Raw genomic sequence first — 26365 nt, forward strand, 5'->3', positions numbered from 1 at the left:
CCTAGGTCGCGTTCCGCACCGGCATCGCCACGTACTTGGTCTCCAAGAACTCGTCGATGCCGGAGAATCCGCCCTCCCGGCCGAGACCCGATTGCTTCACGCCGCCGAACGGTGCCGCGGGATTCGAGACCAGCCCGGTGTTGAATCCCACCATCCCGGTCTCCAGTCGCTCGGCGATGGAGAAGCCGCGATCCGCGGACTCGGTCATCACGTAGGAGACCAGGCCGAACTCCGTGTTGTTCGCAAGTTCGACGGCCTCGTCGTCGGAGTCGAACGGCACCAACGCGGCCACCGGCCCGAAGATCTCCGTGCGCACCATCTCAGCGTCGGACGCGACGCCGGTCAGGACCGTCGGCGGGTAGAACCATCCACGCCCCTCGGGCCGCTCGCCGCCGCACAGTACCTCCGCACCGCGGGAGACGGCGTCGCGCACCAGATCGTCGACCTTGTCGACGGCGGCGCGGTTCACCAACGGACCCACATCGGTGCCGTCGACCGCCCCGTCTCCGACGGTCAGCTCCGACATCCGGGTAGTCAGCCGCCCGGCGAAGTCTCCGATCACCGAACGGTGCACCAGGATCCGGTTGGCGGCCGTGCACGCCTCGCCCATGTTCCGCATCTTGGCCGCGAGGACCGCCTCGATCGCGACGTCGAGATCGGCGTCCTCGCAGACGATGAACGGGGCATTGCCGCCCAGTTCCATCGACGTCCGCAGCACCCCGCGGGCGCAGTGTTCGAGCAGCGACTTGCCGACGTCGGTGGAGCCGGTGAACGACAGCTTGCGCGCCTTACCCGAATCGATCCACGGCTCGACGACCGAGCCGGCCGACGAGGTGCAGACCACCGAGAGGACTCCGTCGGGCAGCCCCGCCTCGCGCAGCAGATCGGTGACGTACAGGGAGGTCAGCGGAGTGAGGCTGGCCGGCTTGTAGACCATCGTGCAACCGGCGGCGATGGCCGGCCCGATCTTTCGCGCGACCATCGCGAGCGGAAAGTTCCACGGCGTGATCAGGATGCACGGTCCCACCGGTTCCTGGGTGACGATGATCCGCGACTTGCCGTCGGGACTGCGCCGCGCATCGCCGCGGATCCGCACGGCCTCCTCGGCGAACCAGCGGAAGAATTCGGCGCCGTACGCCACCTCGCCGCGGGACTCGGCCAGCGGTTTGCCCATCTCCGCGGTCATCACCGCCGCGACCTCGTCAGCCCGTTCGGTGAGGAGTTCGTACGCTCTCCGCAGGATCTCCGACCGCTCGCGCGCGGGGGTCGCCGCCCACTCGCGCTGGTGTGCCGCCGCCGAGTCGATCGCCGCGACCGCATCGCTCTCGCCACCGTCGGCGAGCGTCGCCAGCACCTCTCCGGTGGCCGGGTTCTCGACGTCGAACGTGCTGCCGGAAGACGCCTGGCGCCAGCGTCCGTCGATGTGGATGCCGGTGCCTAGACCGGCGATGATGTCGGCGACGGAACGGGTCATGACATACCTCCTGTGATGATTGAGCTATCGGGGTCCTCCCCCGCCGGCCGCGGGGTCGGCGGAGTGCGATTCGAGTGGGTCCGGGTCGAGCAGTTCCAGCAGATGCCGTCCTCGCCGGTCGGCGCCCGTGGCTCCGCCGGCGGCCGGATCGGTGACGGCGAGGCGACGGATCGCGGTGGCGCACGAGAAGCCGTCGGTGAGCACCGGAGTGTCGGGATGACGCCGCAGTGCGGGCGCCAGCGCTTGCTCGGCCACCGCGTCCGACACCTCCTCATGGCCGGCGGTGAAACCGAAATCGCCTGCCACACCGCAACACCCGGTCGCTTCGACGATGCTGCCGACGCCGAGTGCGGTGAGCGTCGCACGCTGGACCCGGTTTCCGAAGGTCGCGTATTCGTGGCAGTGAGTCTGAAGCACCACCGCCTCGGGTGGTCCGTCCGGCCACTGTGGCGCACGCCCTTGCTCCGCGAGGTGCCCCAGGTGCACCGCCACCGATCGTACGCGCGCCGCCACGCGGCGTGCCCGCTCCGCATCGGCCGCACCCACCGACTCCTCCGAGAGCAGTCGCGGCAGATCCTCGCGCAGTGCCGCGGCGCAGCTCGGCTCCACGACGACGATCGGCGCCTCCGGGTCGAGGGCGTCGAGATGCCGAGCCGTGCGCCGCAATGTCCTGCGGGCGGCGTCGAGCCGACCGGTGGTGATCTGAGTGAGCCCGCAGCAGTGGTGCTCGCTGCAGGCGACCGCGGAGTGGACGCCGCCGAGCACCCGGACAGCCGCACCGGCCACCTCCGGACGCAGCCCCCGGGTGAACGAGTCGAGGAACAGCACCACCTCGGCCGGTCCGGGCGCGCCGACACTGTCCGGAGCGCGTCCGAGTTCGGCGCGCAGCCGCGCTGCGGACGCGAACTGCGGCAGCACCCGGCCCTGCGCCAGACCGCCCAGCCGCGCACCGGCGCGGCCGGCCCGCGAGGCCAGCAGCCGGTTCAGCGGTCCGGCGGCGTACGGGGTGAACCGCAGCCACGTGGGCAGCAGACCGAGCGTGTAGTGCGCCCGCGGCCGCAGCCGTCGGGCATATCTGCGGTGCAGCGCCTCGGACTTCATCGCCGCCATGTCCACACCCGTCGGGCAGTCGGACGAGCACGCCTTGCACGCCAGACACAACTCCAACGATTCGGCGACCATCGGTGAGTCCCAGTCCGCGGCGGCACCGCCCCGGACCAGTTCCTGCAGCACCCTCGCGCGGCCGCGCGTGGAGTCCTTCTCGTCGCCGGTGGCCCGGTAGGACGGACACATCACTCCGCCCGAGTGAGTCCGGCACCGTCCGATGCCGATGCACGACTGGGCGGGATGCGGGTCGACGTCGGCCAGCGCGAGGTCGGCGTCGATCGGCCGGGTGGCCCGGAGTCCGCCCGGCGCGAGCAGGCCCCGAGGGTCCCAGATCGACGCGAAGCGGTCGAAGGCCGTCAGCATCTCGTCGGAGTACATGATCGGCAGCAGCTCCGACCGCGCGCGTCCGTCGCCGTGCTCCCCGGAGAGCGAGCCCTCGTAGCGCACCACGAGGTGCGCGGCATCGGTGCAGAACTCGCGGAACACGGTGCGCCCCTGCGAGGTCCGCAGATCGAAGTCGATTCGGATGTGCATGCAGCCGGCGCCGAAGTGGCCGTACATGACGCCGGTGAGACCGTGCCGGCCGAGCAGGTCGCGGAAGTCGGCGAGGTAGTCGGCCAGCAGGTCCGGCCGCACGGCGGCGTCCTCCCAGCCGGGCCAGGTGGAGATGGTCTCGCCCGTCGCGGGATCGGTGAGCCGCGAGCTGAGTCCGGCGCCGTCCTCGCGTACGCGCCACAGGTCGGCGCGCTCCGCCGGATCGTGCACCTGGCGGACGTCGACCGTGTGTCCGGCGGTCCGCAGCTCGTGCACCAGTTCATCGGCCGCGTCGGCACCGCGGTCGGTCTCGATGAACAGCCATGCGTGCCCGGAGGGCAGATCGGCCACCGCGTCGGCGCCGCGCCGGCGGCGCATCGTCTCCACGATCACCTCGTCGACCCCTTCGACGGCGGTGGGTCCGTGGAGCAGCAGCAACGGCACGTCGCGCGCCGCGTCGACGATGTCGGCGTATCCGGCCACGATCAGCGAGGTGGTCGCGGGCCGCGGTACCAGCGCGACCGTGGCCGAGGTGATGACGCCGCACGTTCCCTCGCTGCCGACCAGCGCACGGGCGACGTCGAAGCCCTCCTCGGGAAGCAGATGCCTGAGGTGATAGCCGGACACCTGCCGCGGAATGCGTCCCAGCTCGGTCCTGATGGCGGCGAGGTGGTCGGCGGCCAGCGCGCGCAACTCCGACTCGAGGTGTTCGGCGCGCGCCGCGGCCTGGGTGTCGGCGGGATCGGTGGCCCTGATTCCGTTGCGGGTGGCGGTGACCCGCAGTCCGTCGGCGGTGACCAGGGCGAGTTCGACGACGTGATCGGCGGTGCGGCCGTAGCGCACCGAGTGGTTGCCGCAGGCGTCGTTGCCGACAGCCCCGCCGAGGCAGGCACGGGTCTGGCTCGACGGGTCCGGGGCGAAGGTCAGGCGATCGCCGGTGGACGCGTGCACCGCTGCCCGCAGCGCGGTGAGCACCACCCCGGCCTGTGCCGTGGCCGTACCCGCTTCCTCGTCCACGCGGAGCACCCGGTTCATGTGGCGCGAGAGATCGATGACCAGTCCGTCACCGATCGAGTTGCCCGACATCGAGGTGCCGCCTCCGCGGGCGGTCACCGGCACTCCGAGACGGTGACAGACGGTGAGCGCCGCGGACACCTCTCCCTCCGACCGGGGGAAGAGCACCGCCGCGGGCACCACGCGGTAGTTGGAGGCGTCGTAGGAGTACTCGGCGAGACGCCGCGGAGAGGACTCCGGGGCCAGTCCTTCCGCGCGGAGTGCATCGATCAGCGCGGCGGGGACTGTCATGAGATCAGCCTCCCACTACACGCTCCACGGCGCGAATGAATCTCTCCGTGCCGGTGGCGACCTCGTCTGCGGTGACGGTCAGCGGCGGGATGATCCGGACGATGGCCCCGATGGGTCCGCAGGTGAGGGTCAGCAGATCCTCGTCGATGCACGCCCGCTGCACGGCGCCCGCCAGCCGCACCGCCTCGGCCGAGTCCGGGCTCCCCGCATTGGCCGTCGGATCGCCGAATTCGACGGCCAGCATCAGTCCGGTTCCGCGGATGTCGCAGATCTCATCGACGCCGTCGAGCCCCGCGCGCAGGCCGTCGAGCAATTGCGCGCCGCGTACGCGCGCATTCTCCACCAGCCCTTCCCGTTCGATCACCTCGAGCGTGGCCACGCCGGCGGCCGCCGCGACCGCGTTGCCGCCGTAGGTCCCGCCCTGCGACCCCGGCCAGGCCTTCGCCATGATCGCCTCGGGCGCCGCGATCGCCGAGATCGGAAACCCCGAGGCGATGCCCTTGGCGGTGATGATGACATCGGGCACCAGCCCGTCGGTGTGCTGATGCCCCCAGAATCGTCCGGTGCGACCGACGCCCGCCTGCACCTCGTCGAGCACCAGCAGCGCGCCGTGCCGTCGGGTCCGCTCGCGCAGGCCGGCGAGGTATGCGGGCGGGACCGCGAGGTATCCGCCGTCGCCGAGGACGGGTTCGATCAGAACCGCGGCCAGTTCGTCGGGATGAATCCGAGTGCCGAGGAGGTAGTCGAACTCCTTGAGCGCGTAGTCGACGGCCTCGTCCTCCGACAGTCCCAGCCGCAGGGCGTCGGGGAACGGGGTGGTCGCGACACCGGCCATCAGCGGTCCGAACCCGGCCGAGAACTTGGTGCCCGCCGAGGTGAGCGAGGCGGCGGCCACGGTGCGGCCGTGGAATCCGCGCTGCACCGTGACGATGTACTGGCGCCGCGTCGCCATCCGCGCCAGCCGGACCGCGGCCTCGACCGCCTCCGACCCGGAGTTGGCGTAGAAAACCGAGTCGATCCCGTCCGGCAGATGTTCGCCGAGCTTCTCGGTGAGCCGCAACAGCGGTTGGTGCATCACCGTCGTGTACTGCGCGTGGATGATCTTGGCGCACTGCTCCTGCGCGGCGGCCACCACGTCGGGATGACAGTGACCGGTGCTGGTGACACCGATCCCCGTGGTGAAGTCGAGATAGCGGCGGCCGTCCGTGCCGTGTATCCACGATCCGGACGCGTGGTCGACGACGACCGGAGTCGCCTGCTTCAGAACCGGAGACAGGGACGCGCTGCTCATGTGGTCAGTGTGTCCCCCCGCACATCGACTGTCAACGGTAGGATTGTCGACAATCTGGCGACCGTTACGGTGGAACCATGTCCGACCGCAGACCCATCGTCGTCCTGCTCACCGCCGACGGAGTCGAGCCGCCAGCCGACCTCGACGCGATGGCCCGGATCGCCGAGATCCGCACCGCGACGGACGGCACCCTCGCCGACGCGCTACCCGGCGCCGACGTCCTGCTGGTCTGGGACATCTTCTCCGACGCCCTGTCGCGCGCCTGGCACGCGGCGGACGCGCTGCGATGGGTGCACGTGGCCGCGGCCGGCGTGGACGCGATCCTGTTCGACGGGCTCCGGTCGTCGTCCGTACGGGTCACCAATGCGCGCGGCGTCTTCGACGAGCCGATCGCCGAATACGTGCTGGCCTGCATTCTGGCGCACGACAAGCTCCTCCACGAGACCGAGGAGTTCAGGCGCGAGGAGCGGTGGGTGCACCGGGAGACCCGGCGCGTCGCCGGCCGCCGTGCGCTGGTGGTCGGAACCGGGGGCATCGGGCGAGCCACGGCCCGGCTGCTGCGGCGCGTGGGGCTGCAGGTGCGCGGTGCCGGCCGACGGCCCCGCGAGGACGATCCCGACTTCGGCGTGGTCGTCGACTCGGCCGACCTCGCCGCCCACCTCACCGACGTGGACCACCTGGTGATGGTCGCGCCCCTGACGGAGACGACTCGGGGGATGCTCGGCGCCGGGCAGTTGGCGGCGCTGCCCGACGGCGCGCACGTCGTCAACGTCGGGCGAGGCGCCCTGGTGGATCAGTCCGCGCTCACCGCCGAGATCGCGGCCGGACGGCTCTCGGCGCATCTCGACGTTTTCGACACCGAGCCGCTTCCCACCGATGACCCGCTGTGGACGCTGCCCGGCGCGCACATCAGCCCGCACATGTCGGGCGACGTGATCGGCTGGCGTGGCACGCTCTCCGACCAGTTCCTCGGCATGCTGACCGACTATGCCGCAGGGCGCGATCCCGGGCCCGCCGTCGACAAGGAACGCGGTTACGTTCCCGGCCGCTGACCGCCCGGAGCCCGGAGTCCCACTTCCACCGCGGCCTCGGCCATCGCGTCGATGAATGCCTGCAGCGACGATCGGTCCGAGTCCCTGGTGCGGTACGCGATCGACAGGTTGCGCTCGAATCTCCCGGCCAGCGGCGTCAGCTCCGCGCCCGGCGGCGGTGTCATCCCACCGAGGTCGGACACCAGTGTCACACCTTGACCGGCGGCGACGAGCGCCAGCGCGGTCGACTGCTCGCCGACGACGTGCCGCACATCCGGTTCGAATCCCGCCTCCCGGCATGCCAGGCGCACCGCGCGGCCGAAGTGCGAACGCGAGTCGGACAGGATCCATGCGTCGGCAGCCAGTCCCGCGAGGTCGATCGGGTCGGGACCGGCGGCACCCGCGGGCGCCGCGACGTACATCCGCTCCACCGCGATCGTCTGCCGTTCCAGGGTGCGGATCCGCGGCATCGCGTAGTTCGAGTAGTCGATGACGAATGAGAGGTCGAGCGAACCGTCGCGCACCGCATCGGAACCCGCCTCGGGCGCCAGTTCCACCGACCGCACCGAGACTCCCGGCGCTCGCCGTTCGAGAATCGCCAGTCCGGTCGGCAGGAGCCCCGTCGCCACCGACGCCCACACGCCGGCGCGGAGCGTGGCGGACGAGGCACCGCGCAGTGATTCGATCGCGTTGCCCGCGCTCTCGACCGCGTCGAGGATCGACTCTGAGTGATCGGCGAGCACCATGCCGGCCTCGGTGAGTGAGATGCGGCGTCCGTGCCGTTCGAACAACGGAGTCTCCGCCTCCCGCTCCAGGAGCGAAAGCTGTTGGGACACTGCGGACGCCGAATAGTGGAGGGCGTCGGCCACCGCGGTGACCGTGCCGCGGTACCGAAGCTCCCGAAGCAGTTTCAGGCGGTGCAGCGAGACCTCCATGCATCGAGCCTAATCGGTAAAGCTGAACGGTCGTCTTCACAAATTCCACATGGACCCGGGCGCATCCGGAATCCGATGATGAGGACGACGGCGGATGTACGCACCCGCGAGATCGACCGTGAGGAGGACCGGCCATGACGCTCACCCCGACCGACCCGGCTGCCGCAGGCGGTCTGCCCCCGACCGAGGGCGTTCTGCACGAGACCGTCCTGCCCGCGCCCGGCTCCGGCGGGCGTCGACCGCCGATTCTGCGCATCGAATGGGTCGACGACGAGACCGGCGCCGTGGGCTACCTCGTGATCGACACTCTGGTGCACGGGATGGCGACCGGCGGAACTCGCATGCGCGCGGGTTGCACCGTCGACGAGGTGGCCGATCTGGCACGCGGAATGTCGAACAAGACGGCGGCCTTCGACCTGCCCGTCGGCGGTGCGAAGGGCGGCATCGATTTCGATCCCAAGGATCCGCGGGCCGTCGATGTACTGACCCGCTACTGCGAGGCGATGCGTCCCTTCCTCGACAACCATTGGGTCACCGCCGAGGATCTCGGAGTGTCGCAGGAGCGGATCGACACCGTCTTCGCCCGTCTCGGGATGCGGCAGTCGTATCACGCGGCGATCGAGCGGTCGCCGGACCCGCGCGCGACCGCCGACCGCGTCTTCGCGGGTCTCAACGCCTACGCGCCCGGAGGACGCCTCGGCGACGTGGTCGGTGGCTACGGCGCCGCGCAGGCCGCTCTGGCCGCGGCCGGGGTTCGCGGCTGGGCGGTGCCGGAGACGACGATCGCGGTCCAGGGCGCCGGGACGATGGGCGGCGGCGCCGCGTTCTATCTGCACGAAGCCGGTGCGCGCGTGGTGGCCTTGGCCGATGCCGCCGGGACGCTCTACGACCCGGACGGGCTCGACGTCCCCGGGCTGCTCGACGCACGGGATGAGTACGGCGAGATCGATCGGACCGCGGTGCCGTCGCGGGTGATGCGCCTGCCTCGCGAGGCAGTTCTGGCGACCGCGTGCGACATCCTGGTCCCCGCGGCCGTGTCGTACGCGATCACCGGCGCAGGGTGCGGCGACGTCCGAGCGCGGATCGTGGTGGAAGCCGCGAACGCTCCGACCACCGCCGACGCCGAACTGGATCTCACCGCCCGCGGTATCGCCGTGATCCCCGACTTCATCGCCAACGCCGGCGCCGTCGCCTGGGCGTGGTGGCTGCTGCTCGGCCAGGTGGGCGAGGACTACCGCGACTCGTTCGACCGGTTGCGCACCCGGATGGATGCGAAGGTCTCGTCATTGCTGACCGGGTGGACACCGTCCGCCGGCCCCATCCGCTGGGCCGCCGACGTCTCCGCGCGCTCGCGCTCCGCGGAGCCGCTGGTGGTTCCGTAGCCCGACTCCGCGTAGGCGCGTCGGCGGGGTGACGCCCGACGCCGCGCGACCCGGCGGCGAGCGTAACGCACGCGTACGGTCGAGTGCATGGCTCACATCGCGATCATCGGCGGTCACGGAAAGATCGCCCTACTCCTGGCTCCCCTGCTCATCGCGCGTGGCGACGCGGTCACGTCGATCATCCGCAACGCGGACCATGCCGCAGACGTCGAGGCGACGGGCGCACGGGCACTGATCCTCGACATCGAGAACTCGACTGAGGGTCAGATCGCCGAGGCGTTGACGGGCACCGACGCCGTGGTCTTCAGCGCGGGCGCGGGCGGCGGCGACCCGGCACGCACGTACGCCGTCGACCGCGATGCGGCAATCGCCACGATGCACGCCGCGCAGTCCGCGGGTGTTCGGCGCTTCGTGATGGTCTCCTACCTCGGCGCCGGCCCCGATCACGGCGTGCCCGAGAGCGACTCGTTCTTCCCGTACGCCGAGGCCAAAGCCGCTGCTGACACGGCTCTGCGCTCGGCTGACCTCGACTGGACAATTCTGATGCCCGGCCGGCTGACGCTCGACGAACCGACCGGCGCGATCGACCCGGGCGCGACGCGCTCACCCGACAATCCCGGTACGTCGCGGGCGAACGTCGCACTGGTCGCCGCCGCGGTCCTCGCGACACCGTCGACGACAGGAAAGGACATCGCGTTCACCGACGGCGACGTACCCGTCGATCAAGCGGTGCGCTGACACCTACCGCCGATCAAGCGGACTTCCAGGTGGCGACCGCCCAGATGACGACCAGGTCGAGGGCGATGAGCAAGATGGACCACCAGGGGTAGTACGGCAGCCAGAGGAAATTGGCGATGATCGACAGCGATGCGATGACGATGGCCGCGACGCGCGCCCACACCGCACCGGTGAACATGCCGATCGCGATGATCATCGCGAGGACGCCCACCACGATGTGGATCCAGCCCCACGCGGTGGTGTCGAACTGGTAAACGTACTGCGGGCCGACGACGATCAGGTCGTCGTTGACGACCGCCGAAATACCCTGGAACAGACCGAGAAGACCGGCGACGAAGAGCAGGATCGCAGCGGCGAACGTGGCTCCGCCTGCGAGGCCCTGCCGTACCGGATGCGATTCGCGTTGATCGGGAACGGACATGAGAGAACTCCCATCGTGTTGATCGTCTACGCCCCCATCATCGCGCTCGGCCATCCCTCGCACAACACCCTTTGCGAGTGATTCCGACGGCACGGGAGAATCCGGCGTGCTCGGTCCCGGTCAGATCAGCCTCAGCTCCCGCGCCCGCGTTATCGCGTCACGACGGCCGCGCCCCGAGCTTCTGGTAGATCGCGCGCTGATGCGTCTTGACGGTATTCACCGAGATGAACAGCCGATCGGCGATCTCGGCGGTGGTCGTGGCACCGAGCAGATGCCGGAGGACATCCATCTCGCGGGCGCTCAGCCGCGGAACCAGCCGGCCCGCCTCGTCGACGAGCCCGCCGGTACGGACCGGAATCCGATTGAGAAGGTCGAGTGCGAAGCCGCTGTGCTCCGTGCCGCCGGCGACCCGGTCGGACAGCAGTTCGCGCAAGTGGACTCCTCGTTCGAGGAACGACCGGCGAAGCCGATGACCGGCGGCGATGCCCAGGGCTCGGTCGAGGGCCCGCAGTCGCTGATCCCTGCTCGACCCTCCGCCGCTGTTCGCCGCGACGTCGAGGCACTCGGCCACCATTCCCCGGATCGAGTCCGCGTCGCCCGCGAAGCGGATGCCGACACGTCTGCGGTGGCGGTTCCGACTCAGCACCGCATGGGTGCCGATCGCTACGGTCACCAACGAGTCCGGAACGCCCGGGACCGACGCCGCGCGAAGTGCCTCGTCGGCGAACCGGAGCGCCTCGGCGACGGCTCGTCGCGCCATCATCAGCCGCGCCTGGAGGACCACCAGCACCACGGTCGCGTGGGGGCTGTGGACCGATGCGGACGCCGAATCGAGCCACGTCGCCGCATCGTCGAGGTCATCCCGGTCGAGCGCGATGCCCGCAGGCGCCAGATGTGCGGCCCCGGCCTGGACGGCGAGAGGACTGCCGAGCTCGTCGGCATCTGCGACCGCGCGGCGGGCGTGAGTTTCAGCCGCCGACAAGTCTCCGTCCTGCCACTCGAGAAGCGCGAGGTTCGCGCGGGCGTTGAGAACGGGAAGCAGAATCCGCGGGCCGCCCTCATACCGCAGCACGTCGGCGAGATCGGCTCGGCCCGCCACACGATCCCCCGACCAGAGCTCACAGGCTCCGAGGTTGCCGACCAGCGCCGTCCGAATCACGTCCCAGTCCGCCAGTCCGGAAGTCGCCAGCGCCTCTGGGTTCCGGTGCAGTCGATCGCAGCGTGCCCGCAACCCCGCCGGATCGTCGATCCACGGCCGCAATCCCAACTCGACCAATTCCAACAGGAACTCGTACCGGCGACGCCTGCGGCCCTCGAGGCGGCAGACGCGACCGTGCGCCGCCGCTGCCAACTCGTCCAGGTCGGCGGTCCGGCCCGTCATGGCCTCGGCCGTCGCCACCCCGATCGCCAACCCGGGATGAGTGAGAACCGCGTCCCGCGGAACTCGGCTCAACGTCGCCGACAGCCAGTCCGGCGGGCGCGCCATCGCCCACGCGATGATGTGGGTGCCGACGAGTTCGGAGGCCGCCTCCCACTCGTTCGCCTCGATCGCATGCTCCAGCGCCCGTCTGGGCATGCCTTGTTCACGAAACCAGTGCGCGGCCACCCGATGCGAAGTGGCCAGATCGCGCCGGTCGGTGATCCGGGAACGGAGCAGATCGAGCAGGAGCGGGTGCAGCCGGTACCAGCCGGGGGCGTTTGCGCTCTCGTGGACGAACATGTTGAGACCGGCGAGTTCGGCCAGCCGCTCACCGCTGTCTTCACCTCCGCCGAGAGCAGCGGCCAGTTCCGGACACACTTCGTCGGCGACGCAGACCCTGGTGAGGAAGTAGCGCCATTGCAGCGGTGCGCCGAGGAATACCTCTCGCATCAGATAGTCGGCGACGTATCCGTCCCGTCCGGAGAACTCGGTGGCGTACGCGTGCGGATCGGCCGCCGAAGCCAGACCGATGGCCGCGAGGCGCAGACCGGCGGCCCAGCCTCCGGTTCGCTCGACCAGCCGCTCCACGTCGTCCGGACCGACGGTCACCGACGCATCCGCCAGCAGCGCCGCCGCCTCGTGAACACCGAACCGGATCTCGTCGACGCGGACCTCGCTCAGCACCGATTCCACCCGCATGCGGTGCAGTGGCCACGGCGGATCGTGGCGCGTCACCGCGACGATGCGCACGCTGTCGGGCATCCGGTCCACCAGTTCCAGCAACTGCTCGTGCGCGCGGCCCGGTGACCGAGTGCAGGTCGTCGAGCACCAGCAGCAGGGGCCCGGAGTCGGCCAGGCACGACGCCAGCCGCGCGGGCACCTCCGCCGGCGAGCACGCGGAGAAGTCGATCATCGCGGCGAGCGCACGGGGATCACCGATGCCCATCTCGGCCACGGCGGTGACCACCGCCGACCAGAGCGCGGCCGGGTCGTCGCCGACACGGGCGAGATCGGCCCAGGCCGCCGGATGCCGGCGGTCGGTGAGCCATCCGGCGACCGCGGTCGTCTTGCCGTACCCGGCCGGGGCCCAGACCACGGTGACCGGCGTCGACCGGTACTCGTCGAGCAGTGCGTAGACGGTGCGGCGCGGCAACGCATTGCGGACGACGGGACGGTCGAACGGTCTCACCGCCTGCCCGTCCCTGAACCACGCCATTCGCCCATTGTTCTGCGGCAGAGCCGATTTCGAGGGCGATTTCACCCATTTACGGTAATTTCCGCGCCTACCGTCAGACGGAAGACTCGTCAGCGGTATCCGGCTCGGGGCTGGGGGATTCTCGACTACTCTGACGTTCCTGTCCACCGCGGGCGCGGCGCCGATCGCGTCCGGCCGGACGCGACGGCAGAACCGGAAGGGCTCGAGGATGTTTGATGCAAACGGCTTGGTGATCCTGGCAGTCGGCGCGCTGCTGTGTTTCTACGGGGTGCGGTCAGTGCATCTGGGCGTGATCGCCGCGGGATTCGGTCTGGGCTGGATCGTCAGCGGCCTGTTCAACGCCGGCGGTCTGACCATGTTCCTGTTCGGCCTGATCGGCGCGGTGTCGGCCTGGGTGGTCTGCTCGCTGATCTTCCGGTTCGCCGCGTACTTCGTGGGCGGCCTGACCGGAGCGGTGGGCGGCGCACGCCTCGCCGACCTGGTTCAGCCCGGCGACAATTCGTGGGCGGCCAGCGCGATCATCATCGTCGCCATCGCGGTCGCGGCCGCGTTCTGCGCCGACAAGTACCGCGCACGCGCACTGCTGTGGCTCACCTCCATCGGCGGCGCCAGCATGGTCCTGATCGGCGTCGGGCGCGCCTTCGAGCCGTTGAACTGGGTCGACAGTCCCGACTCGGCAGCGGCCAGCATCACCTCGAACGCGCTGTGGATCGCATTGTCGGTGGCGGGCTGGATCATCCAGCGGCGACTGTTCGCCGACCGCCTGGGCATCAAACCCCGCCAGAGCGAGGCCGCGGCCTAGGCCGCGCCTTCGTCGTCTCCGGGTGCGGGGATCTCCTCCCTGCGGTAGTTCGGCAGTCGGCCGGCCGGAATGATCGCGGTCGCGCTCACGGCGGCCAGGAACAGCAGTCCGAATCGCAGGGTCCGCAGACGCGTGTCCTCGTTGACCTCCACCGCGGCGTCGATCTGTGCCGGGGTCGCGTCCGTCTGCTCCTCGAGAGCGGTCCGCAGATTGTCGTTGCTGACGAAGTTGACGTTATCGAGATTCACCTGTTCCACCAGCGAGTCGGGCAGTTCCGGGTGGCTCGCGACCGACGATGTGACCGTGAAGCCGAGGATGGTGACAGCAGCGCGCCGGCCACCGCCGTGCCCACCGCCGAAGCCAGATTCTGTGTGGTGCCGCGGACCGATCCGACGTCACCGGCCAGACGCGTCGGAGCCGCGGTCACGAGCACGTTGAAGACGAGGGTGACGAGGGCGCCCTGCCCGATGCCGAACACGATGAGCCCGATGATCGTCGCCGCCGTCTCCCAGTTGTTGCTCACCACGAATGAGAGCCACAGCAGTGCCGCGGTGGTGAGGCCGAAGGAGAAGACGCCGATGGTGCGGGGACTGTAGCGCCGGTAGAACCTGATCACGAGGAGCGCGGTCACGAACACCGTCAGGTTGAACGGAATCATCGCGATCGCGGTGTCGAACGACGAACGGCCCTGAACGATCTGGATGTACAGCGGCACGGTGAAGTTCAGTGCGGCCTCCAGCGAGACGACGATGAACATGGCGTACACCGCGGCACGCTCACGCGAACTGCCGAGCACCGACAGATCGACCAGCGGAACCTTGCCCGCCTTCATCCGCGACCGGGTCCAGACGAAGAAGCCCTGGCCGACGATGAGACCGAGCACGATCATCAGTGGCGCCGGCGAGACTCCGCCGACGTCGAAGGGCGCACCGGCGTCGGCGAAGAACAGGCCCCACGAGTTGAGGTTGTTGAAGCCGAGCGTCAGCAGCACCACCGAGCCACCGATCAGCACCGCGCCGATCACGTCGATCTCGATACTCGGGTCACCCTTGTCCGAGCGGAGGGTGAAGCTGAGCGCGAAGACGATGACCGCCACAGCCAGGACGATGCCGAACACCGGCCGCCAGCCCACCGACGCACCCAGCGCACCGCCGATGAAGAAGGCGCTCATGCCGGAGACCGCACGAGCCGAGCCGAGCGATCCCACCGCCGTCGCCTGCTGGTCGCCGACGTAGTTCTCAGCGATCAATGCGACCAGCGACGGCACGATGATGGCCGCGGATGCTCCGGCCAGGCCCTGTCCGGCGATCGCCCACCCGACCGACGGCGAGAAGATCATCATCAGCGACGAGCAGGCGAAGGTGACGACGACGATCCGGAAGATCATCACCCATCCGACGCGCTGACCGAGTTTGCCGCCGAGCATCACCAATGCGGCCACGGCCAGCCCGTACATGACGATGGTGGTGCCGACGGCGGTGGGCGTGGCGTCGAAGTCGTCGACCATCCCGCCGATCGAGACCGGCAGCGCCGCGACGTTGAACGACATCAGGACCTGCGCGAAGAACAGTCCGATGAGCGGCAGCCACGAGCGCCGCTCCTCGCTGACCGGGACGGCGGTGGTCGTCATACTGCATCCTTTCGGGCGGCTGGTGCCGAAGAGTGGTGGGCGGGAGCCGAGGCGAAGATGTTCAAGCCGAGTGCACGTGAGAGATACGCGGTCGCCAACTGGCCGCGAACGCTGTTCCCGGCCGAATCCAGGAGGGGCGAGAAGGTGCCGATCGCGCCCTTGCCCGGGGCGATCGCGACGATGCCGCCCGAGACCCCGGACTTGGCGGGCAGGCCGATCTCGAACAGCCATTCGCCGGAACGCTCGTACATGCCGGTCGACGCCAGGACCGCGAGGGTGTCGCGGCAGACCTGGTCGGAGACCACCCGTTCACCGGTCACCGGGTTGACTCCGCCGTCGGCGAGCGTCGCGCCCATCACCGCGAGGTCGCGCGCGCTGACGCGGAGCGAGCACTGGCGCGTGTAGGTGTCGACCGCGTCCGACGGATCGATGTCGATGCGCCCGTAGCTCTCGAGCAATTGTGCGATCGCCCTGTTGCGCTGGTTGGTTCGCATCTCCGAATGGTAGATCTCGCCGTCGAGTTCGAGCTGCCGTCCGGCGAACCGGGACATCCCCGTCCGGATCACCTCCCACTGTTCGGCCGGCGTGGCTCCGGGGACCAGCGCCGTGGTGGCGATGGCGCCGGCGTTCACCATCGGATTCATCGGGTGACCGTTGTTGAGTTCGACGGCGATCACCGAGTTGAACGACAAGCCGGTGTTGTTCACGCCGACCCGATCCTTGATGACGCCGTGGCCCACGGCGTCGCAGACCATCGCATAGACGAAGGCTTTGGAGATCGACTGAATCGAGAACAGCGTCTCGCACGAGCCGGCGCCGTGGACCGATCCGTCGATCTCTCCGACCGCCAGCCCGAACAGCTCCGGGTCGGCGGCCGCCAGCCCCGGGATGTAGTCGGCGACATGCCCGTCGGCATTGGACGCGTAGCGCGCATGCGCCTGGACGGCCAGGGTCTCGACGCGGTGCCATCCCGGCATGGCGCCGGTCGAGACCTGCTGAGCCACATCGTTCACGGTTCTATCCACCGGCGTTCCTCTCGTCGACGCGCACTTCGTCGTCCGGTCATCGCAGGTTCCGCACGTTCCGGGCCGCACACCGGCTTTCAGCGTCGACGAGAGTCCCGAACCTCTAAACTCTTAGCGCAATGGCTGCCAACTCCCACCGGCCACGCGCCGAGCATCTCGGCCCCGAGCGTCGTCGGCCCCAGATCCTCGACGCCGCGCTGGACATCGCCGTCTCCGAAGGCGTTTCGGCCGTGACCGTGGCGTCGGTGGCCGAGCGGCTGCGCGTCACCCGGCCGGTGATCTACGCGTGCTTCGCCAACCGCGTCGACATGATCGCCGAACTGGTCCAGCGCGAGGAGGGCCGGCTGCGCGAATCGATGACGACCGTGCTCCGCAGGCGAGCCGTCGACGCCGACGCGACGGTCTTCATCGACGGTTTCCGCGCGCTGCTCAACACCGTCGCCGAACAGCCCAAGACCTGGCGGCTGGTGTACGGCTCCCCCGACTCCGAAGTCGCGGAGTTCTTCGGCCGGGGACGGGCCGACGCCGTGGCCCGCTGCACCGATCTGCTGCGGCCGACCCTGGCGGCGTGGGGGATGCCGGAGGCGGACATCGACAAGAAGCTGTACCCGCTGGTGGAGTTGTGGGTCTCCGCCAGCGAGGGCGCCGTTCGCTCCCTGCTCGCCGATTCTCGTTGGGCGCCGGACGAATTGGCCGAATTCCTGGGCGAGAGCGTGTACCACGCACTGCGGACGGCCGTCTGACGTCGCTGCGCAAGCTCGGGCGGTCAGCGGCGCAACGGGGCCGTGGCGTCGAACGCCTCCACACGGCTCCCGCTGTGCCAGGCGTGCCAGCGCCGCCACCGTCTCATGGACCCGGCCTGCCACCACCGATCCACACCCGGCAGTACGCGGCGCGCCACTTCGATCACGGCGATGAAAGGCGCCCGTCCGATCAGCATCGCGACGCCGGGCAGCCCGCTCGGGAGCCGGTGGGCGCGCCGGTTCCAGGGCAGCATGAACAGCCGCGTGTAGCCGGCCTGCAGATGCAGGTGGAACAGGGCACGCAACCGGCCCGGGCCGCGCATTCCCGGATGCGGCGCGAACGCGGGGACGAACGACTCCACCAGTTCGGAACCGAGACAGCCGGAATCGTGTTTGCGCGTGGCGTCGAAGTAGTACAGCAGCCGGAGGCCGTCGGCATAGGTATCCGGATACATCTCGTCCACCCGGCAACCGACCAGGTGACCGAGATACCGATTGAAATGGAGGACGGCGCGGACCTCCGACGGACTGGTCAGGAAGCCGAGCGCGGTCAGCCCGAAAGCCGGACCCACGCTGCCGCCGAGGAGGGTCAGCATCATCTCGCTCTGGCTGATCGGCAGACCGTACCGTTCGGCGTCCCACTCCGGATGCGCAAAGACGCGCGCCCGCACCGACACGTGCATCACGCGGACTCGCAGCGAGATGGCGCGCGCCGTCGACCCGGGAGTGAGCACCGCCCCCGGACGGCAGACCTCCAGCCACCACCGACTCGTCTCGAGATATCGGTTCAGCGCACTCGATCCCGCGTATCCGCCGGCGAGTGAGAGCGGCACCGCGAGAGACGCTTCGGTGTAGGTGTCCATCGTGCCCGCATTCCCGACCGCTCCGAGGCTGTAGCCCCAGCGTCGCCACACCGCCGCGCCCTGCTCCACCAGGTCCGGATCCACCCAGTCCGGGACCGTCTCGAACTCGGCGAAGAGAGCCCGCATCGATTCGGCCGCGTCGGGAACGTTGTCGATCCCCACTCGCAGCGCCTCGTCGAGGAGTTCGCGCGCCGCCGCGCCGCCCATCTCACCGTGAAAGGTCTCGGCGACGAAGGCCTCCGCCGTCGGGTCGCCGGCGAGAAGTCCCGCAGCGAACGCCGAGCGCACGTCGCCGCCGGGAAACAGATCCACTCCCGTGATCCGCTCGATTCGATTCCGCAACCGCAGATGCGCGGGCGACACGACCAGTTCCATGCGGCAAGAGTAAGAGATGAACGCACCACTGTGAGACTGTTTGACTATATCGTCTCACCGGCTGCACGCGCACCAGCTCCCCGCGGCGGGGTCCCGAGCCACCCACGCGCGTCGGCGACGAAGCATAGGATCGACGTCGACCGTCCCGAACTCAGGAGCACCCATGGATGTCAGCGTCGTCTGGACCATCAATGCCCGCACCGCCTCCGTCGACAAGGCCGTCGAGAGCCTCGCGGAGATCCAGGAGGAGGGCTTTCGCCGAGTCTGGTGCACCCAGATGCCGAATGAGCCCGACGCCCTGACGATGCTGACGGTCGCGGGTTGGGAGGTGCCGGAGATCGAGTTCGGTACCAGCGTGCTGCCGATGCAGGTGCAGCATCCGATGCTCCTGGCGCAACGCGCGCTGACCACCAACGCGATCATCGGTCCGCGCCTCCATCTGGGACTCGGCCTGAGCCACCAGGTGGTCACCGAGGGCATGTGGGGCGTCTCCTACAAGCGGCCCGTCCAGCGCACCAACGAGTACCTCGACGGCCTGCTCCCGCTACTGAACGGCGAAAAGGTCAGCAGCGCGGGCGAACTCGTGACGACGCGGGGCGCCCTGACGATCGCCGACGTTCCCGCGCCGCCGGTGTACCTGGCCGCGCTGGGACCGAAGATGCTCGGCGTCGCGGGCAGTCGCACGGCGGGCACGGTGACCTGGATGACCGGGCCCAAGACCTTGCGCGATCACATCGCCCCCACCCTGCGCACAGCCGCCGAGGCCGCGGGACGCTCGGCCTCCGACGTGCGCGTGGTGGCGATGCTGCCGGTCTCGGTGACCGACGACGCCGACGGCGCCCGCGCCGCCGCGGCCGAGCAGTTCGCCATGTACGACAACCTGCCCTCGTACAAGGCGATGCTCGACCGCGAGGGCTTCACCGGTCCGGGCGACGCCGCGATCGTCGGCGACGAGGCCACCGTCGCCGACCGCATCCGGGAGCTGGGAGCCTTCGGCGTCGACGAGTTCGTCGGCATACTGTTCGATCGCGACCGCGAGACGCGCGCCCGCACGCGCGCTCTCCTGCGGACGCTGGATGCGTGATGTCCGACTCCCAACCCAGGGCCGACTAAGCAAAGTTAGGTGAGCCTGGGTTACTATTCGGCTCATGAAGTCGACTATGAAGACCGTCCTGGCACTGGTGGCGGGTCTGCTGGCCGTCGTCCTGACGGTGTCCGCGTGCAGCGCTCCCGACGAGGACGAGGCCTCGGGCGGCCCGATCCAGGTGAACACCGCGCAGGGACCGGTGACGGTGAAGGGCACTCCCAAGCGGATCGTCACCCTCGGCGCGCAGTGGATCGACACCGCACTGGCCTTCGGCGTCAAGCCCGTTGCCTACCTCGACAACATCCAGATCCTCACCGGCAGCCCGTCGCCCTGGACCGGTGACAAGCTGCAGGGATCGACGGCACTGGATCCGGAGAACCTGGTGGCACAGATCGCCAAGGCCGAGCCCGACCTGATCCTCGCCGAGGGCTACATGCCCAAGTCGCAGCCGGAGAACTTCGAGAAGATCAGAAAGATCGCGCCCACCATCCCCGGCGTGACCGGTCAGCAGGTGGACCCGTGGCAGGACCTTGTCGCGCTGATGGGCACCCTGCTGCGTCAGGACGGCAAGGCCAAGGAGATCACCGCCGGCGTCAACAACCAGATCGCCGACTTCAAGAAGGAGCTCCCGGGTCTGGCGGGCAAGACGTACGCGATGGCGTACATGTACTCCGCCGATCAGATCCAGGTGATGGCCGATCCGAACGACGGCGCCGCGTACCTGTTCAACGAACTCGGCATGAAGGTCGCGCCCAAGCTGCTCGCTCAGTTCGAGAAGACGAAGAACCCGCGCTTCCCGATCTCCACCGAGAACGTCCCGATGCTCGACGCCGATGTCCTGATCGTCACGGCGAACACCCCGGCTCTCAAGAGCGCGCTGCGCAAGCTGCCGGGATACTCGGAGCTCGAGTCGGTCCGCAGCGGGGCCGTCGCCGATCTGTCCGTCGCCGACATCAGCGGACTCAATCAGCCGACGCCGCTGGCGATCCCGTACCTGCTCGACGAGCTGAAGCCGGCCTTCCAGAAGGCGACGGCCTGATCGGATGACGGGTCCCTCGCGGACCGCCCTGCGCAACGTCTACACCTGGCGTCCCGGGAGCAAAGCCGTGCTCGGCGCTCCCGGGACCGCTACGGTTCTGCCGGCGAAACGCCGGTTGACCGGACTGGTGCCCATGCAGGGCGGCGTACTCAAAGCACTCAACGCCGGCCCGGTCGCCTTCGACGCGGCACCGCCTCCGCCGGTCGCCGATCTGCTGCGCGACCTGCTGTCGGCCGGTGCACTCGAACTCGCCGTCTCCCGCGGCGAGACCGAGCTGTACCGCCTCCGGCCGTTCCGCTCCGTCGATTCCACGCGCCCCGAGCCGCGTCACGCCGACGGGGTGCTGTCTCGATTCACGGTGCTCCGCAGGACGGGTGGCGAGATCGTCGCCGAGAACCCGCGCTCCTGGTGCGACGTGGTGATCGGTGCCCCTTCGGTGGCCGCGATCCTGGCCGGCGGCCGAGACGACGACCTCGTCGCCGACTCGCTGTGGTCGGATCTGCTGTGGACCGGTCACGCCGTTCTCGACGCCGACGGCGAGGAGTCCGATTTCTCAGCGGCCGCGTGGAGTCCCCACGAACTCTGGTTCCACCGTCGGAGCACCGTCGGCGACCGCGGCACCAGTTGGGCCCACTTCGGCCCCACCCGCTGGGCCGACGGGCACTTCGCGCCGGTCCCCGCGTCGCCCGAACCGTACCCGGGCGAGAGCATCCCGCTGCCCGTGCCCGATCTCGACCGCCTGTCGCAGTCGGACGTGCCCTTGGCGCGCGTCGTCGAGGATCGGGTGTCCGTCCGCAGCTTCGACGACGCCGCACCGATGACCGTCGCGGAGCTGGGCGAGCTGCTGTATCGCTGCGCCCGCACTCGGAACGTGGCCACCCTCGAGCGTTCCGGCACCGCCGTCACCGAGCTTCCTTCTCGCCCCTACCCTTCCGGCGGCTCCCTCTACGAGCTCGAGATCTACCCGGTGATCCGCACCGTCGACGGCGTCGCACCCGCGATGTACCACTACGACTCGTACCGGCACGCACTGCGCCGGGTGGCCGACATCGACGACCCCGCCGTGAATCGGCTGCTCTCGCCCGCCGCTCTCACCCTCGCCGACGGCGAGTTGCCGCAGGTGATGCTCGCCCTGGCCGCTCGGGCGGGCCGAATGATGTGGACGTACGAGCAGATGGCGTACGCGGTGATCCTCAAACACGTCGGCGTGCTGACCCAGACGCTGTATCTCACCGCCACGGCGATGGGTCTCGGCGGGGTCGCGCAGGGCTACGGCGACACCGCGGCATTCGCCGCGGCCACCGGCCGCGACGAGTTGGAGGAATGCAATGTGGGGACCTTCGTGGTGGGCCGTCCCCGCGTCTGAGCCGGGCCCGCGCCTCAGTCCCGGTCGAGCGCGACCGCCGCCTGGACCAGCGCCACGAACGCGTCCGCGTCGAGATCGTCCGATTCGGCGAGGTCGACGGCACGGCGGGTTCCGCCGGTCGCGGGGACGAACAGCCCGGCGGGATCCGGCAGCGACGCGCCCTTGGCGAAAGTGACTTTGACCTTCGCCTTGTAGGTCTCGACGGTGCAGATCAGACCGTCGAGCGAGAAGGTCGGCACTCCGTCGGGATTCGAGGGCTTCTTCCACTTCGCCTCTTCGACGACACCGGGCGCGGCGCGGTGGATCAGTGAACGGATCTCGTCGACGCGGGTCGCCCGCCAATCGCTGCTCATGGGCTCACGGTAATCGATTGCGGCCGCCTCCGATCGCCGCACAGCACGGACACAACGTCTGCCCGGGTTCGATCACCCAGCCGTCGGCCGCGGCGAAGTCGACGGCGGCGGCGCCCGACCGGCATCGGAGCCAGTAGGCGCGCTCGCATCGGGAACATCGGATCTCACTCGTGGGCCGCGGCGCGGCGGACTCCCGTGGAGGCAGGACTGCAGTCATCGAAATGCTCTGATCGTCGTTCTCATGAGAGATCGTGAGGTGCCGGGCGGCCCGGGTCTTCTCCCCGGACGCCCGGCACACGGTTCGGTTACGGGACTTCGGAACGGTGAGGAAGTGCGTCGACCTGCGCCGCTCCCCGCACGGTGTGGGGGTAGTCGTCAGGTTCGGCGCCGTCCGCATCGACCGGATGCTGCTGTTCCAGCCAGTCGATCGGATCGACTTCCAAGACACTCGTCATCGACAACCTCCTTCGGTGAAGAGAATGCGCGACGCCTGCGGCGGCTGTCAGCGGGTCACTCCGTCGCGGCGGTGATCGACCGCGGCTCGCCCTTGTGCTCGATCTCGATCTTGCGGGGCTTGGCCTTCTCCGACAGCGGGATGGTGACCGTCAGTACGCCGTTGTCGTACTGCGCATTGATTCCGGACGTGTCGATTCCCTCACCGAGGGTGACCTGGCGCCTGAAGGTTCCGGAGAAGCGTTCGCTGGCCAGCCATTTGGCGTCTTCGGACGGCACGGTCCGGTGAGCCGACAGGGTCAGCACGCCGTTGTCGACGCTGACGTCGATCGATCCGGGGTCGACGCCGGGAAGGTCGGCCGCGAGAACGTAGTGACTGTCGACCTTGTAGAGGTCCATCGGCATGAATCGGGGAGTCCGCGCAGTTCCTGCCTGGCCGGAGAGCAGGCCGCGGGCGAGGGCGTCAAAGTCGCTGAATGGATCGAAGCGAAGCACAGCACCACACCTCCTATTCATTTGTCACCAGCCGGTTCGACTGATGATCGTCGACTGTGCACCACCAAATTTAGCACTCTCGCTTATCGAGTGCCAGATTTTCGTGTCTCTTGTGCCAGATTTCGGCGATACCGCGCGCGCTGCGGCCCGCGCCCGGTCAGTCTGGTGCAGGCCGTCTGAGAACACGACCGATACCACCCTCACGACATCGAAAGGTCACCCGTGCCCGCTGAGTTCAATCCGACCATCACTCGTCGCCAGGCACTCGCCGCGGGCGGCGCGGCCGTCGCCGCCGCATTGGTCGCGCCGGGTCACGGGATCGCGGCAGCGGCCGGGCCGTCACCGGACGCCGACGTCATCATCGTCGGTCACGGACTGTCCGGACTCGTCGCGGCGTCCGAACTCGCCGATCGCGGACGCAAGGTGCTCATCGTCGATCAGGAGTCGGGACAGAACGTCGGTGCCCAAGCGCACTGGAGTCTGGGCGGACTGTTCTTCATCGACAGCCCGGAGCAGCGTCTCGCCGGCATCCGCGACTCGCACGAGCGGGCACACCGCGACTGGTTCGCCACCGCGGGCTTCGACCGCTCGCCGCACAGCGTCGACGGCGAGGACTATTGGGCTCGGAGATGGGCCGAGAAGTACCTGGAATTCGCCGCCGGAGAGAAGCGGTCGTGGCTGGCGGGAATGGGCGTCTCGTGGGTTCCCGTGGTCGGATGGGCCGAGCGGGGCAACGGCGTTCCGGGCACTCCCGGCAACACCGTCCCCCGATTCCACACCACGCTCGGCACCGGTCCGGGAGTCGTCGAACCGTTCGTCCGGCGGGTGCGCGAGGCGCAGCGCCGCGGACGGATCCGGTTCGCGTTCCGGCATCGGGTCGACGAACTGATCACCGCGCAGGGAGCCGTGGTCGGCGTCCGCGGCTGCGTCCTCGAACCGAGTTCGCTGCCGCGAGGAAAAGCCACTTCCCGCAAGCAGATCGGGGATTTCGAACTCCACGCCCCACTGGTGATCGTGGCGTCGGGCGGCATCGGAGGCAATCACGACCTGGTGCGCCGAAACTGGCCGGCACGGCTGGGAACGGCGCCGGAATTCATGGTCACCGGCGTCCCGCAGCACGTAGACGGCCGGATGCTCGGCATCGCCGAACGATCAGGCGCCCGGCTCGTGAACCGCGACCGCATGTGGCACTACACCGAGGGCCTGCGGAATCATTCGCCGATCTGGCCCGGACACGGTATCCGGGTGCTCGGAGCCCCGTCGTCGATGTGGTTCGACGCGGCCGGTCGCCGATTCGGCGAACCGGGCATCCCCAGCCACGACACTCTCGGCACCCTCGAGCTCATCCAGCGCTCCGGCTACGACTACTCGTGGTTCGTCTTGAACAAGCGGATCATCGAGAAGGAGTTCGTGCTCTCGGGCTCCGAACAGAACCCGGAGCTGACCGCCAAGAACCTCCCGCTGTACCTGTTGCACCGCGCCACCGACGACGTTCCGAAACCCGTGCAGGCCTTCCTCGATCGCGGACCGGACTTCGTCACGGCGGGCAGCGTCGAAGCGCTGACGGCCAAGATGAACGCCCTTGTCGGTACCGATCTGGTGGATCCGGGTTCTCTGAAGAAGCAGATCGCGCACCGCGACCGTGAGGCCTTCAACCCGAAGAGCACCGATCCGCAGATCAAGAGCATCCGGCGGTCGCTGGCCTACGTCGGCGACAACCTCGTGCGCACCGTGCCGATGCACCGAATCCTCGACCGCGATGCGGGACCGCTCATCGCGATCAAGATGAACATCCTGACCCGGAAGTCCCTCGGCGGACTGCAGACCGATCTGTCGGGCCGGGTCCTGTCCGCGGACGGCCGGCCCGTCGAAGGGCTGATGGCCGTCGGTGAGGCCTCCGGCTTCGGTGGCGGCGGCGTGCACGGCTACCGAGCACTCGAAGGGACCTTCCTGGGCGGGTGCCTGTTCACCGGCCGCACCGCGGGCCGGGCCGCCCATCGCCTGCTGTGATACGCGACCGGCCGCGGCCGCTCAGTTGAAGATCGTGAGGTCGACGGCCTCGGCCATCGTGCGGTAGCCGGCCGGACCCGCTGGCGCTCCGAATCGGCCCGCGGGGCGGCGTAGCCGCTGAAGAGCGAGTCGGACGCCGGCAGGATCGTCGCCACGTGAACACGGACGCCGTCGGCCTTCAGGCGGGCGATGATGTTCTTGTACCTGGCGATCACCTGGTCGGCGGTCGAGCCGAGCCGAGGACCTACCGAGACCCCAAACACACAGGAGCGCAGCGCCCCCCAGGTCAGTCGAGTAAGCGGAGGAGCGAAGCGACGAAGCGCATCGAGACCCGTCGTCACACGCTGTGGATACCCGCATTGCACCCCGCCCCGACGTCCGCAACAGTCAACTCATGCACGGCTTCATGTACATCCTGAAATGCGCGGACGGCAGCTACTACGTGGGGAGCACGCGGAATATCGAGCATCGGTTCGAGCAACACCAGTCAGGTCGCGGTTCGGCATATACCCGGAATCGCTGTCCGGTCGAGCTGGTCTTCTGCGAGGAGTTCGATTCCATCGAGGATGCGTACGCGATGGAGAGACGGGTGTCGAAGTGGTCGCGCGCGAAACGAGAGGCGCTGATCGCCGGCGATTTCGACGCGCTGCGCCGCGCGGCGAAGAAGGGCTTCCGCCCGGGCCAGACGCCGCCGTCGAGGCCGCAGGAGTGATCGCCCAGGCCTATGAGTAAACCGAGGGCGCATCGAGACCCCGTCGGCGGCAACGTCTCGATACGCTTCGTCGCTTCGCTCCTCCGCTTACTCGACAAACCTGAACGGTGCCCCAGGACCGTCGAGTAGAACGAGGCGCAAGCCGAGGACGCATCGAGACCCCGGGCGACGTCCGTCTCGATGCGCTTCGTCGCTCCGCTCCTCCGCTCACTCGACAAACCTGTGAGGTCGACAAACCTGATAGAACCCCCCAAGACCGTCGAGTAGGACGAGGCGCAAGCCGAGGACGCATCGAGACCCCGGGCGTCTCGATACGCTTCGTCGCTCCGCTCCTCCGCTCACTCGACAAACCTGTGAGGTCGACAGGCCTGATAGAACCCCCCAAGACCGTCGAGTAGGACGAGGCGCAAGCCGAGGACGCATCGAGACTCTGAAGCGCCCTGGGTTTCGTTCCGTGGTTACACGGTCGCGGGCGCGGTCGTCGTGGTGTGAGTGTAGGTCGCTTCGACGTTCGCCGGGGTGCGGTAGCCGAGAGCTTCGTGGAGCCGGGAGGTGTTC

At 69.1% G+C, this 26365-nt stretch carries 24 protein-coding genes; 11 read left to right on the forward strand and 13 right to left on the reverse strand.

Annotated elements, in window-relative coordinates; translation table 11 throughout:
* Nucleotide 1: 1 nt before the first annotated feature.
* From ABFX36_RS11670 to ABFX36_RS11680, 3 genes are read right to left on the reverse strand one after another with little or no spacing between them, the layout of a single operon-like run.
* Nucleotides 2–1474 carry an NAD-dependent succinate-semialdehyde dehydrogenase gene (locus ABFX36_RS11670; RefSeq protein ID WP_346076440.1) on the reverse strand — a complete coding sequence of 491 codons (1473 nt, stop codon included), beginning with the start codon at nt 1472–1474 and terminating at the stop codon, nt 2–4.
* 24 nt (nt 1475–1498) lie between these two features.
* Entirely contained in the window at nt 1499–4420 is a 2922-nt protein-coding gene (locus ABFX36_RS11675; protein WP_346076442.1) for an FAD-binding and (Fe-S)-binding domain-containing protein, read from the reverse strand.
* A gap of 4 nt (nt 4421–4424) precedes the next feature.
* Nucleotides 4425–5711: an aspartate aminotransferase family protein gene (locus ABFX36_RS11680; protein ID WP_006896105.1), complete on the reverse strand. Its 1287-nt coding sequence runs from the start codon at nt 5709–5711 to the stop codon at nt 4425–4427.
* A gap of 77 nt (nt 5712–5788) precedes the next feature.
* On the opposite strand from ABFX36_RS11680, the gene ABFX36_RS11685 reads away from it, so the two are divergent.
* Nucleotides 5789–6763, forward strand: coding sequence for a D-2-hydroxyacid dehydrogenase (locus ABFX36_RS11685; protein WP_346076445.1), 975 nt, complete (start codon nt 5789–5791; stop codon nt 6761–6763).
* Here ABFX36_RS11685 and ABFX36_RS11690 read toward each other — a convergent pair.
* On the reverse strand, nt 6745–7677 hold the full coding sequence (locus ABFX36_RS11690; RefSeq protein ID WP_062366518.1) for a LysR substrate-binding domain-containing protein: 933 nt from the start codon (nt 7675–7677) through the stop codon (nt 6745–6747). The genes ABFX36_RS11685 and ABFX36_RS11690 overlap by 19 nt on opposite strands.
* A gap of 134 nt (nt 7678–7811) precedes the next feature.
* On the opposite strand from ABFX36_RS11690, the gene ABFX36_RS11695 reads away from it, so the two are divergent.
* Both ABFX36_RS11695 and ABFX36_RS11700 read left to right on the forward strand, forming a co-directional pair.
* Complete coding sequence (locus tag ABFX36_RS11695) at nt 7812–9059, forward strand: Glu/Leu/Phe/Val dehydrogenase dimerization domain-containing protein (RefSeq protein WP_346076448.1); 1248 nt, start codon at nt 7812–7814, stop codon at nt 9057–9059.
* An 87-nt stretch (nt 9060–9146) separates the two neighbouring features.
* Nucleotides 9147–9797, forward strand: coding sequence for an NAD(P)H-binding protein (locus ABFX36_RS11700; RefSeq protein WP_006896100.1), 651 nt, complete (start codon nt 9147–9149; stop codon nt 9795–9797).
* A gap of 13 nt (nt 9798–9810) precedes the next feature.
* On the opposite strand, the gene ABFX36_RS11705 is transcribed toward ABFX36_RS11700, so the two are convergent.
* Both ABFX36_RS11705 and ABFX36_RS11710 read right to left on the reverse strand, forming a co-directional pair.
* Nucleotides 9811–10218 (reverse strand): DUF7144 family membrane protein, encoded by a 408-nt coding sequence (locus ABFX36_RS11705; RefSeq protein ID WP_006896099.1) that lies wholly within the window; start codon nt 10216–10218, stop codon nt 9811–9813.
* Between the two features lie 157 nt (nt 10219–10375).
* Nucleotides 10376–12400 carry a winged helix-turn-helix domain-containing protein gene (locus tag ABFX36_RS11710; RefSeq protein WP_156479407.1) on the reverse strand — a complete coding sequence of 675 codons (2025 nt, stop codon included), beginning with the start codon at nt 12398–12400 and terminating at the stop codon, nt 10376–10378.
* A 41-nt stretch (nt 12401–12441) separates the two neighbouring features.
* On the opposite strand from ABFX36_RS11710, the gene ABFX36_RS11715 reads away from it, so the two are divergent.
* Both ABFX36_RS11715 and ABFX36_RS11720 read left to right on the forward strand, forming a co-directional pair.
* Nucleotides 12442–12774, forward strand: coding sequence for a hypothetical protein (locus ABFX36_RS11715; protein ID WP_045538282.1), 333 nt, complete (start codon nt 12442–12444; stop codon nt 12772–12774).
* A 288-nt stretch (nt 12775–13062) separates the two neighbouring features.
* Nucleotides 13063–13656, forward strand: a complete 594-nt coding sequence (locus ABFX36_RS11720; RefSeq protein ID WP_006896097.1) for a hypothetical protein — start codon at nt 13063–13065, stop codon at nt 13654–13656.
* Here ABFX36_RS11720 and ABFX36_RS11725 read toward each other — a convergent pair.
* The 3 genes from ABFX36_RS11725 to glsA are packed head-to-tail and all read right to left on the reverse strand — an operon-like array spanning nt 13653 to nt 16311.
* Nucleotides 13653–13904 (reverse strand): hypothetical protein, encoded by a 252-nt coding sequence (locus ABFX36_RS11725; RefSeq protein WP_231650181.1) that lies wholly within the window; start codon nt 13902–13904, stop codon nt 13653–13655. The genes ABFX36_RS11720 and ABFX36_RS11725 overlap by 4 nt on opposite strands.
* Nucleotides 13901–15286 (reverse strand): MFS transporter, encoded by a 1386-nt coding sequence (locus tag ABFX36_RS11730; protein ID WP_231650179.1) that lies wholly within the window; start codon nt 15284–15286, stop codon nt 13901–13903. Before ABFX36_RS11730 ends, ABFX36_RS11725 begins: the two co-directional genes overlap by 4 nt.
* Nucleotides 15283–16311 (reverse strand): glutaminase A, encoded by a 1029-nt coding sequence (gene glsA, locus ABFX36_RS11735; protein WP_222111085.1) that lies wholly within the window; start codon nt 16309–16311, stop codon nt 15283–15285. Before glsA ends, ABFX36_RS11730 begins: the two co-directional genes overlap by 4 nt.
* A gap of 119 nt (nt 16312–16430) precedes the next feature.
* Here glsA and ABFX36_RS11740 point away from each other — a divergent pair, with 119 nt between their 5' ends.
* The gene (locus ABFX36_RS11740) at nt 16431–17054 is read left to right on the forward strand and encodes a TetR/AcrR family transcriptional regulator (protein ID WP_346076454.1); all 624 of its coding nucleotides are present in this window, start codon (nt 16431–16433) and stop codon (nt 17052–17054) included.
* 23 nt (nt 17055–17077) lie between these two features.
* Here ABFX36_RS11740 and ABFX36_RS11745 read toward each other — a convergent pair whose 3' ends face one another.
* Complete coding sequence (locus tag ABFX36_RS11745; RefSeq protein ID WP_346076456.1) at nt 17078–18292, reverse strand: oxygenase MpaB family protein; 1215 nt, start codon at nt 18290–18292, stop codon at nt 17078–17080.
* A gap of 163 nt (nt 18293–18455) precedes the next feature.
* On the opposite strand from ABFX36_RS11745, the gene ABFX36_RS11750 reads away from it, so the two are divergent.
* The 3 genes from ABFX36_RS11750 (at nt 18456) to ABFX36_RS11760 (ending at nt 21784) form a co-directional block, all read left to right on the forward strand.
* Nucleotides 18456–19376, forward strand: a complete 921-nt coding sequence (locus ABFX36_RS11750) for a TIGR03564 family F420-dependent LLM class oxidoreductase (protein WP_045538280.1) — start codon at nt 18456–18458, stop codon at nt 19374–19376.
* 64 nt (nt 19377–19440) lie between these two features.
* Nucleotides 19441–20418, forward strand: a complete 978-nt coding sequence (locus ABFX36_RS11755; protein ID WP_231650177.1) for an ABC transporter substrate-binding protein — start codon at nt 19441–19443, stop codon at nt 20416–20418.
* 4 nt (nt 20419–20422) lie between these two features.
* Entirely contained in the window at nt 20423–21784 is a 1362-nt protein-coding gene (locus ABFX36_RS11760; RefSeq protein ID WP_346076460.1) for a SagB family peptide dehydrogenase, read from the forward strand.
* Nucleotides 21785–21798: 14 nt separating this feature from the next.
* Here ABFX36_RS11760 and ABFX36_RS11765 read toward each other — a convergent pair whose 3' ends face one another.
* From ABFX36_RS11765 to ABFX36_RS11775, 3 genes are all read right to left on the reverse strand, one after another.
* Nucleotides 21799–22137 (reverse strand): DUF1801 domain-containing protein, encoded by a 339-nt coding sequence (locus ABFX36_RS11765; protein ID WP_346076462.1) that lies wholly within the window; start codon nt 22135–22137, stop codon nt 21799–21801.
* 305 nt (nt 22138–22442) lie between these two features.
* On the reverse strand, nt 22443–22592 hold the full coding sequence (locus ABFX36_RS11770) for a hypothetical protein (protein WP_156150463.1): 150 nt from the start codon (nt 22590–22592) through the stop codon (nt 22443–22445).
* 55 nt (nt 22593–22647) lie between these two features.
* Nucleotides 22648–23085 (reverse strand): Hsp20/alpha crystallin family protein, encoded by a 438-nt coding sequence (locus ABFX36_RS11775; RefSeq protein WP_006896087.1) that lies wholly within the window; start codon nt 23083–23085, stop codon nt 22648–22650.
* A 297-nt stretch (nt 23086–23382) separates the two neighbouring features.
* Here ABFX36_RS11775 and ABFX36_RS11780 point away from each other — a divergent pair, with 297 nt between their 5' ends.
* Together ABFX36_RS11780 and ABFX36_RS11785 are read left to right on the forward strand one after the other, a co-directional pair.
* Nucleotides 23383–25095, forward strand: a complete 1713-nt coding sequence (locus ABFX36_RS11780; RefSeq protein ID WP_346076471.1) for an FAD-binding dehydrogenase — start codon at nt 23383–23385, stop codon at nt 25093–25095.
* Between the two features lie 394 nt (nt 25096–25489).
* The gene (locus ABFX36_RS11785; protein WP_045538273.1) at nt 25490–25807 is read left to right on the forward strand and encodes a GIY-YIG nuclease family protein; all 318 of its coding nucleotides are present in this window, start codon (nt 25490–25492) and stop codon (nt 25805–25807) included.
* Nucleotides 25808–26365: the final 558 nt, after the last annotated feature.

Origin of the sequence: Gordonia cholesterolivorans (assembly GCF_039531975.1) — a bacterium.
GTDB lineage: Bacteria > Actinomycetota > Actinomycetes > Mycobacteriales > Mycobacteriaceae > Gordonia > Gordonia sihwensis.

What these genes read in the sequence shown, in the direction of transcription:
- ABFX36_RS11670 (WP_346076440.1), bottom strand. Translation starts at nt 1,474, where the DNA reads ATGACCCGTTCCGTCGCCGACATCATCGCCGGTCTAGGCACCGGCATC.
- ABFX36_RS11675 (WP_346076442.1), bottom strand. Translation starts at nt 4,420, where the DNA reads ATGACAGTCCCCGCCGCGCTGATCGATGCACTCCGCGCGGAAGGACTG.
- ABFX36_RS11680 (WP_006896105.1), bottom strand. Translation starts at nt 5,711, where the DNA reads ATGAGCAGCGCGTCCCTGTCTCCGGTTCTGAAGCAGGCGACTCCGGTC.
- ABFX36_RS11685 (WP_346076445.1), top strand. Translation starts at nt 5,789, where the DNA reads ATGTCCGACCGCAGACCCATCGTCGTCCTGCTCACCGCCGACGGAGTC.
- ABFX36_RS11690 (WP_062366518.1), bottom strand. Translation starts at nt 7,677, where the DNA reads ATGGAGGTCTCGCTGCACCGCCTGAAACTGCTTCGGGAGCTTCGGTAC.
- ABFX36_RS11695 (WP_346076448.1), top strand. Translation starts at nt 7,812, where the DNA reads ATGACGCTCACCCCGACCGACCCGGCTGCCGCAGGCGGTCTGCCCCCG.
- ABFX36_RS11700 (WP_006896100.1), top strand. Translation starts at nt 9,147, where the DNA reads ATGGCTCACATCGCGATCATCGGCGGTCACGGAAAGATCGCCCTACTC.
- ABFX36_RS11705 (WP_006896099.1), bottom strand. Translation starts at nt 10,218, where the DNA reads ATGTCCGTTCCCGATCAACGCGAATCGCATCCGGTACGGCAGGGCCTC.
- ABFX36_RS11710 (WP_156479407.1), bottom strand. Translation starts at nt 12,400, where the DNA reads ATGCCCGACAGCGTGCGCATCGTCGCGGTGACGCGCCACGATCCGCCG.
- ABFX36_RS11720 (WP_006896097.1), top strand. Translation starts at nt 13,063, where the DNA reads ATGTTTGATGCAAACGGCTTGGTGATCCTGGCAGTCGGCGCGCTGCTG.
- ABFX36_RS11730 (WP_231650179.1), bottom strand. Translation starts at nt 15,286, where the DNA reads ATGACGACCACCGCCGTCCCGGTCAGCGAGGAGCGGCGCTCGTGGCTG.
- ABFX36_RS11740 (WP_346076454.1), top strand. Translation starts at nt 16,431, where the DNA reads ATGGCTGCCAACTCCCACCGGCCACGCGCCGAGCATCTCGGCCCCGAG.
- ABFX36_RS11745 (WP_346076456.1), bottom strand. Translation starts at nt 18,292, where the DNA reads ATGGAACTGGTCGTGTCGCCCGCGCATCTGCGGTTGCGGAATCGAATC.
- ABFX36_RS11750 (WP_045538280.1), top strand. Translation starts at nt 18,456, where the DNA reads ATGGATGTCAGCGTCGTCTGGACCATCAATGCCCGCACCGCCTCCGTC.
- ABFX36_RS11755 (WP_231650177.1), top strand. Translation starts at nt 19,441, where the DNA reads ATGAAGTCGACTATGAAGACCGTCCTGGCACTGGTGGCGGGTCTGCTG.
- ABFX36_RS11760 (WP_346076460.1), top strand. Translation starts at nt 20,423, where the DNA reads ATGACGGGTCCCTCGCGGACCGCCCTGCGCAACGTCTACACCTGGCGT.
- ABFX36_RS11765 (WP_346076462.1), bottom strand. Translation starts at nt 22,137, where the DNA reads ATGAGCAGCGATTGGCGGGCGACCCGCGTCGACGAGATCCGTTCACTG.
- ABFX36_RS11770 (WP_156150463.1), bottom strand. Translation starts at nt 22,592, where the DNA reads ATGACGAGTGTCTTGGAAGTCGATCCGATCGACTGGCTGGAACAGCAG.
- ABFX36_RS11785 (WP_045538273.1), top strand. Translation starts at nt 25,490, where the DNA reads ATGCACGGCTTCATGTACATCCTGAAATGCGCGGACGGCAGCTACTAC.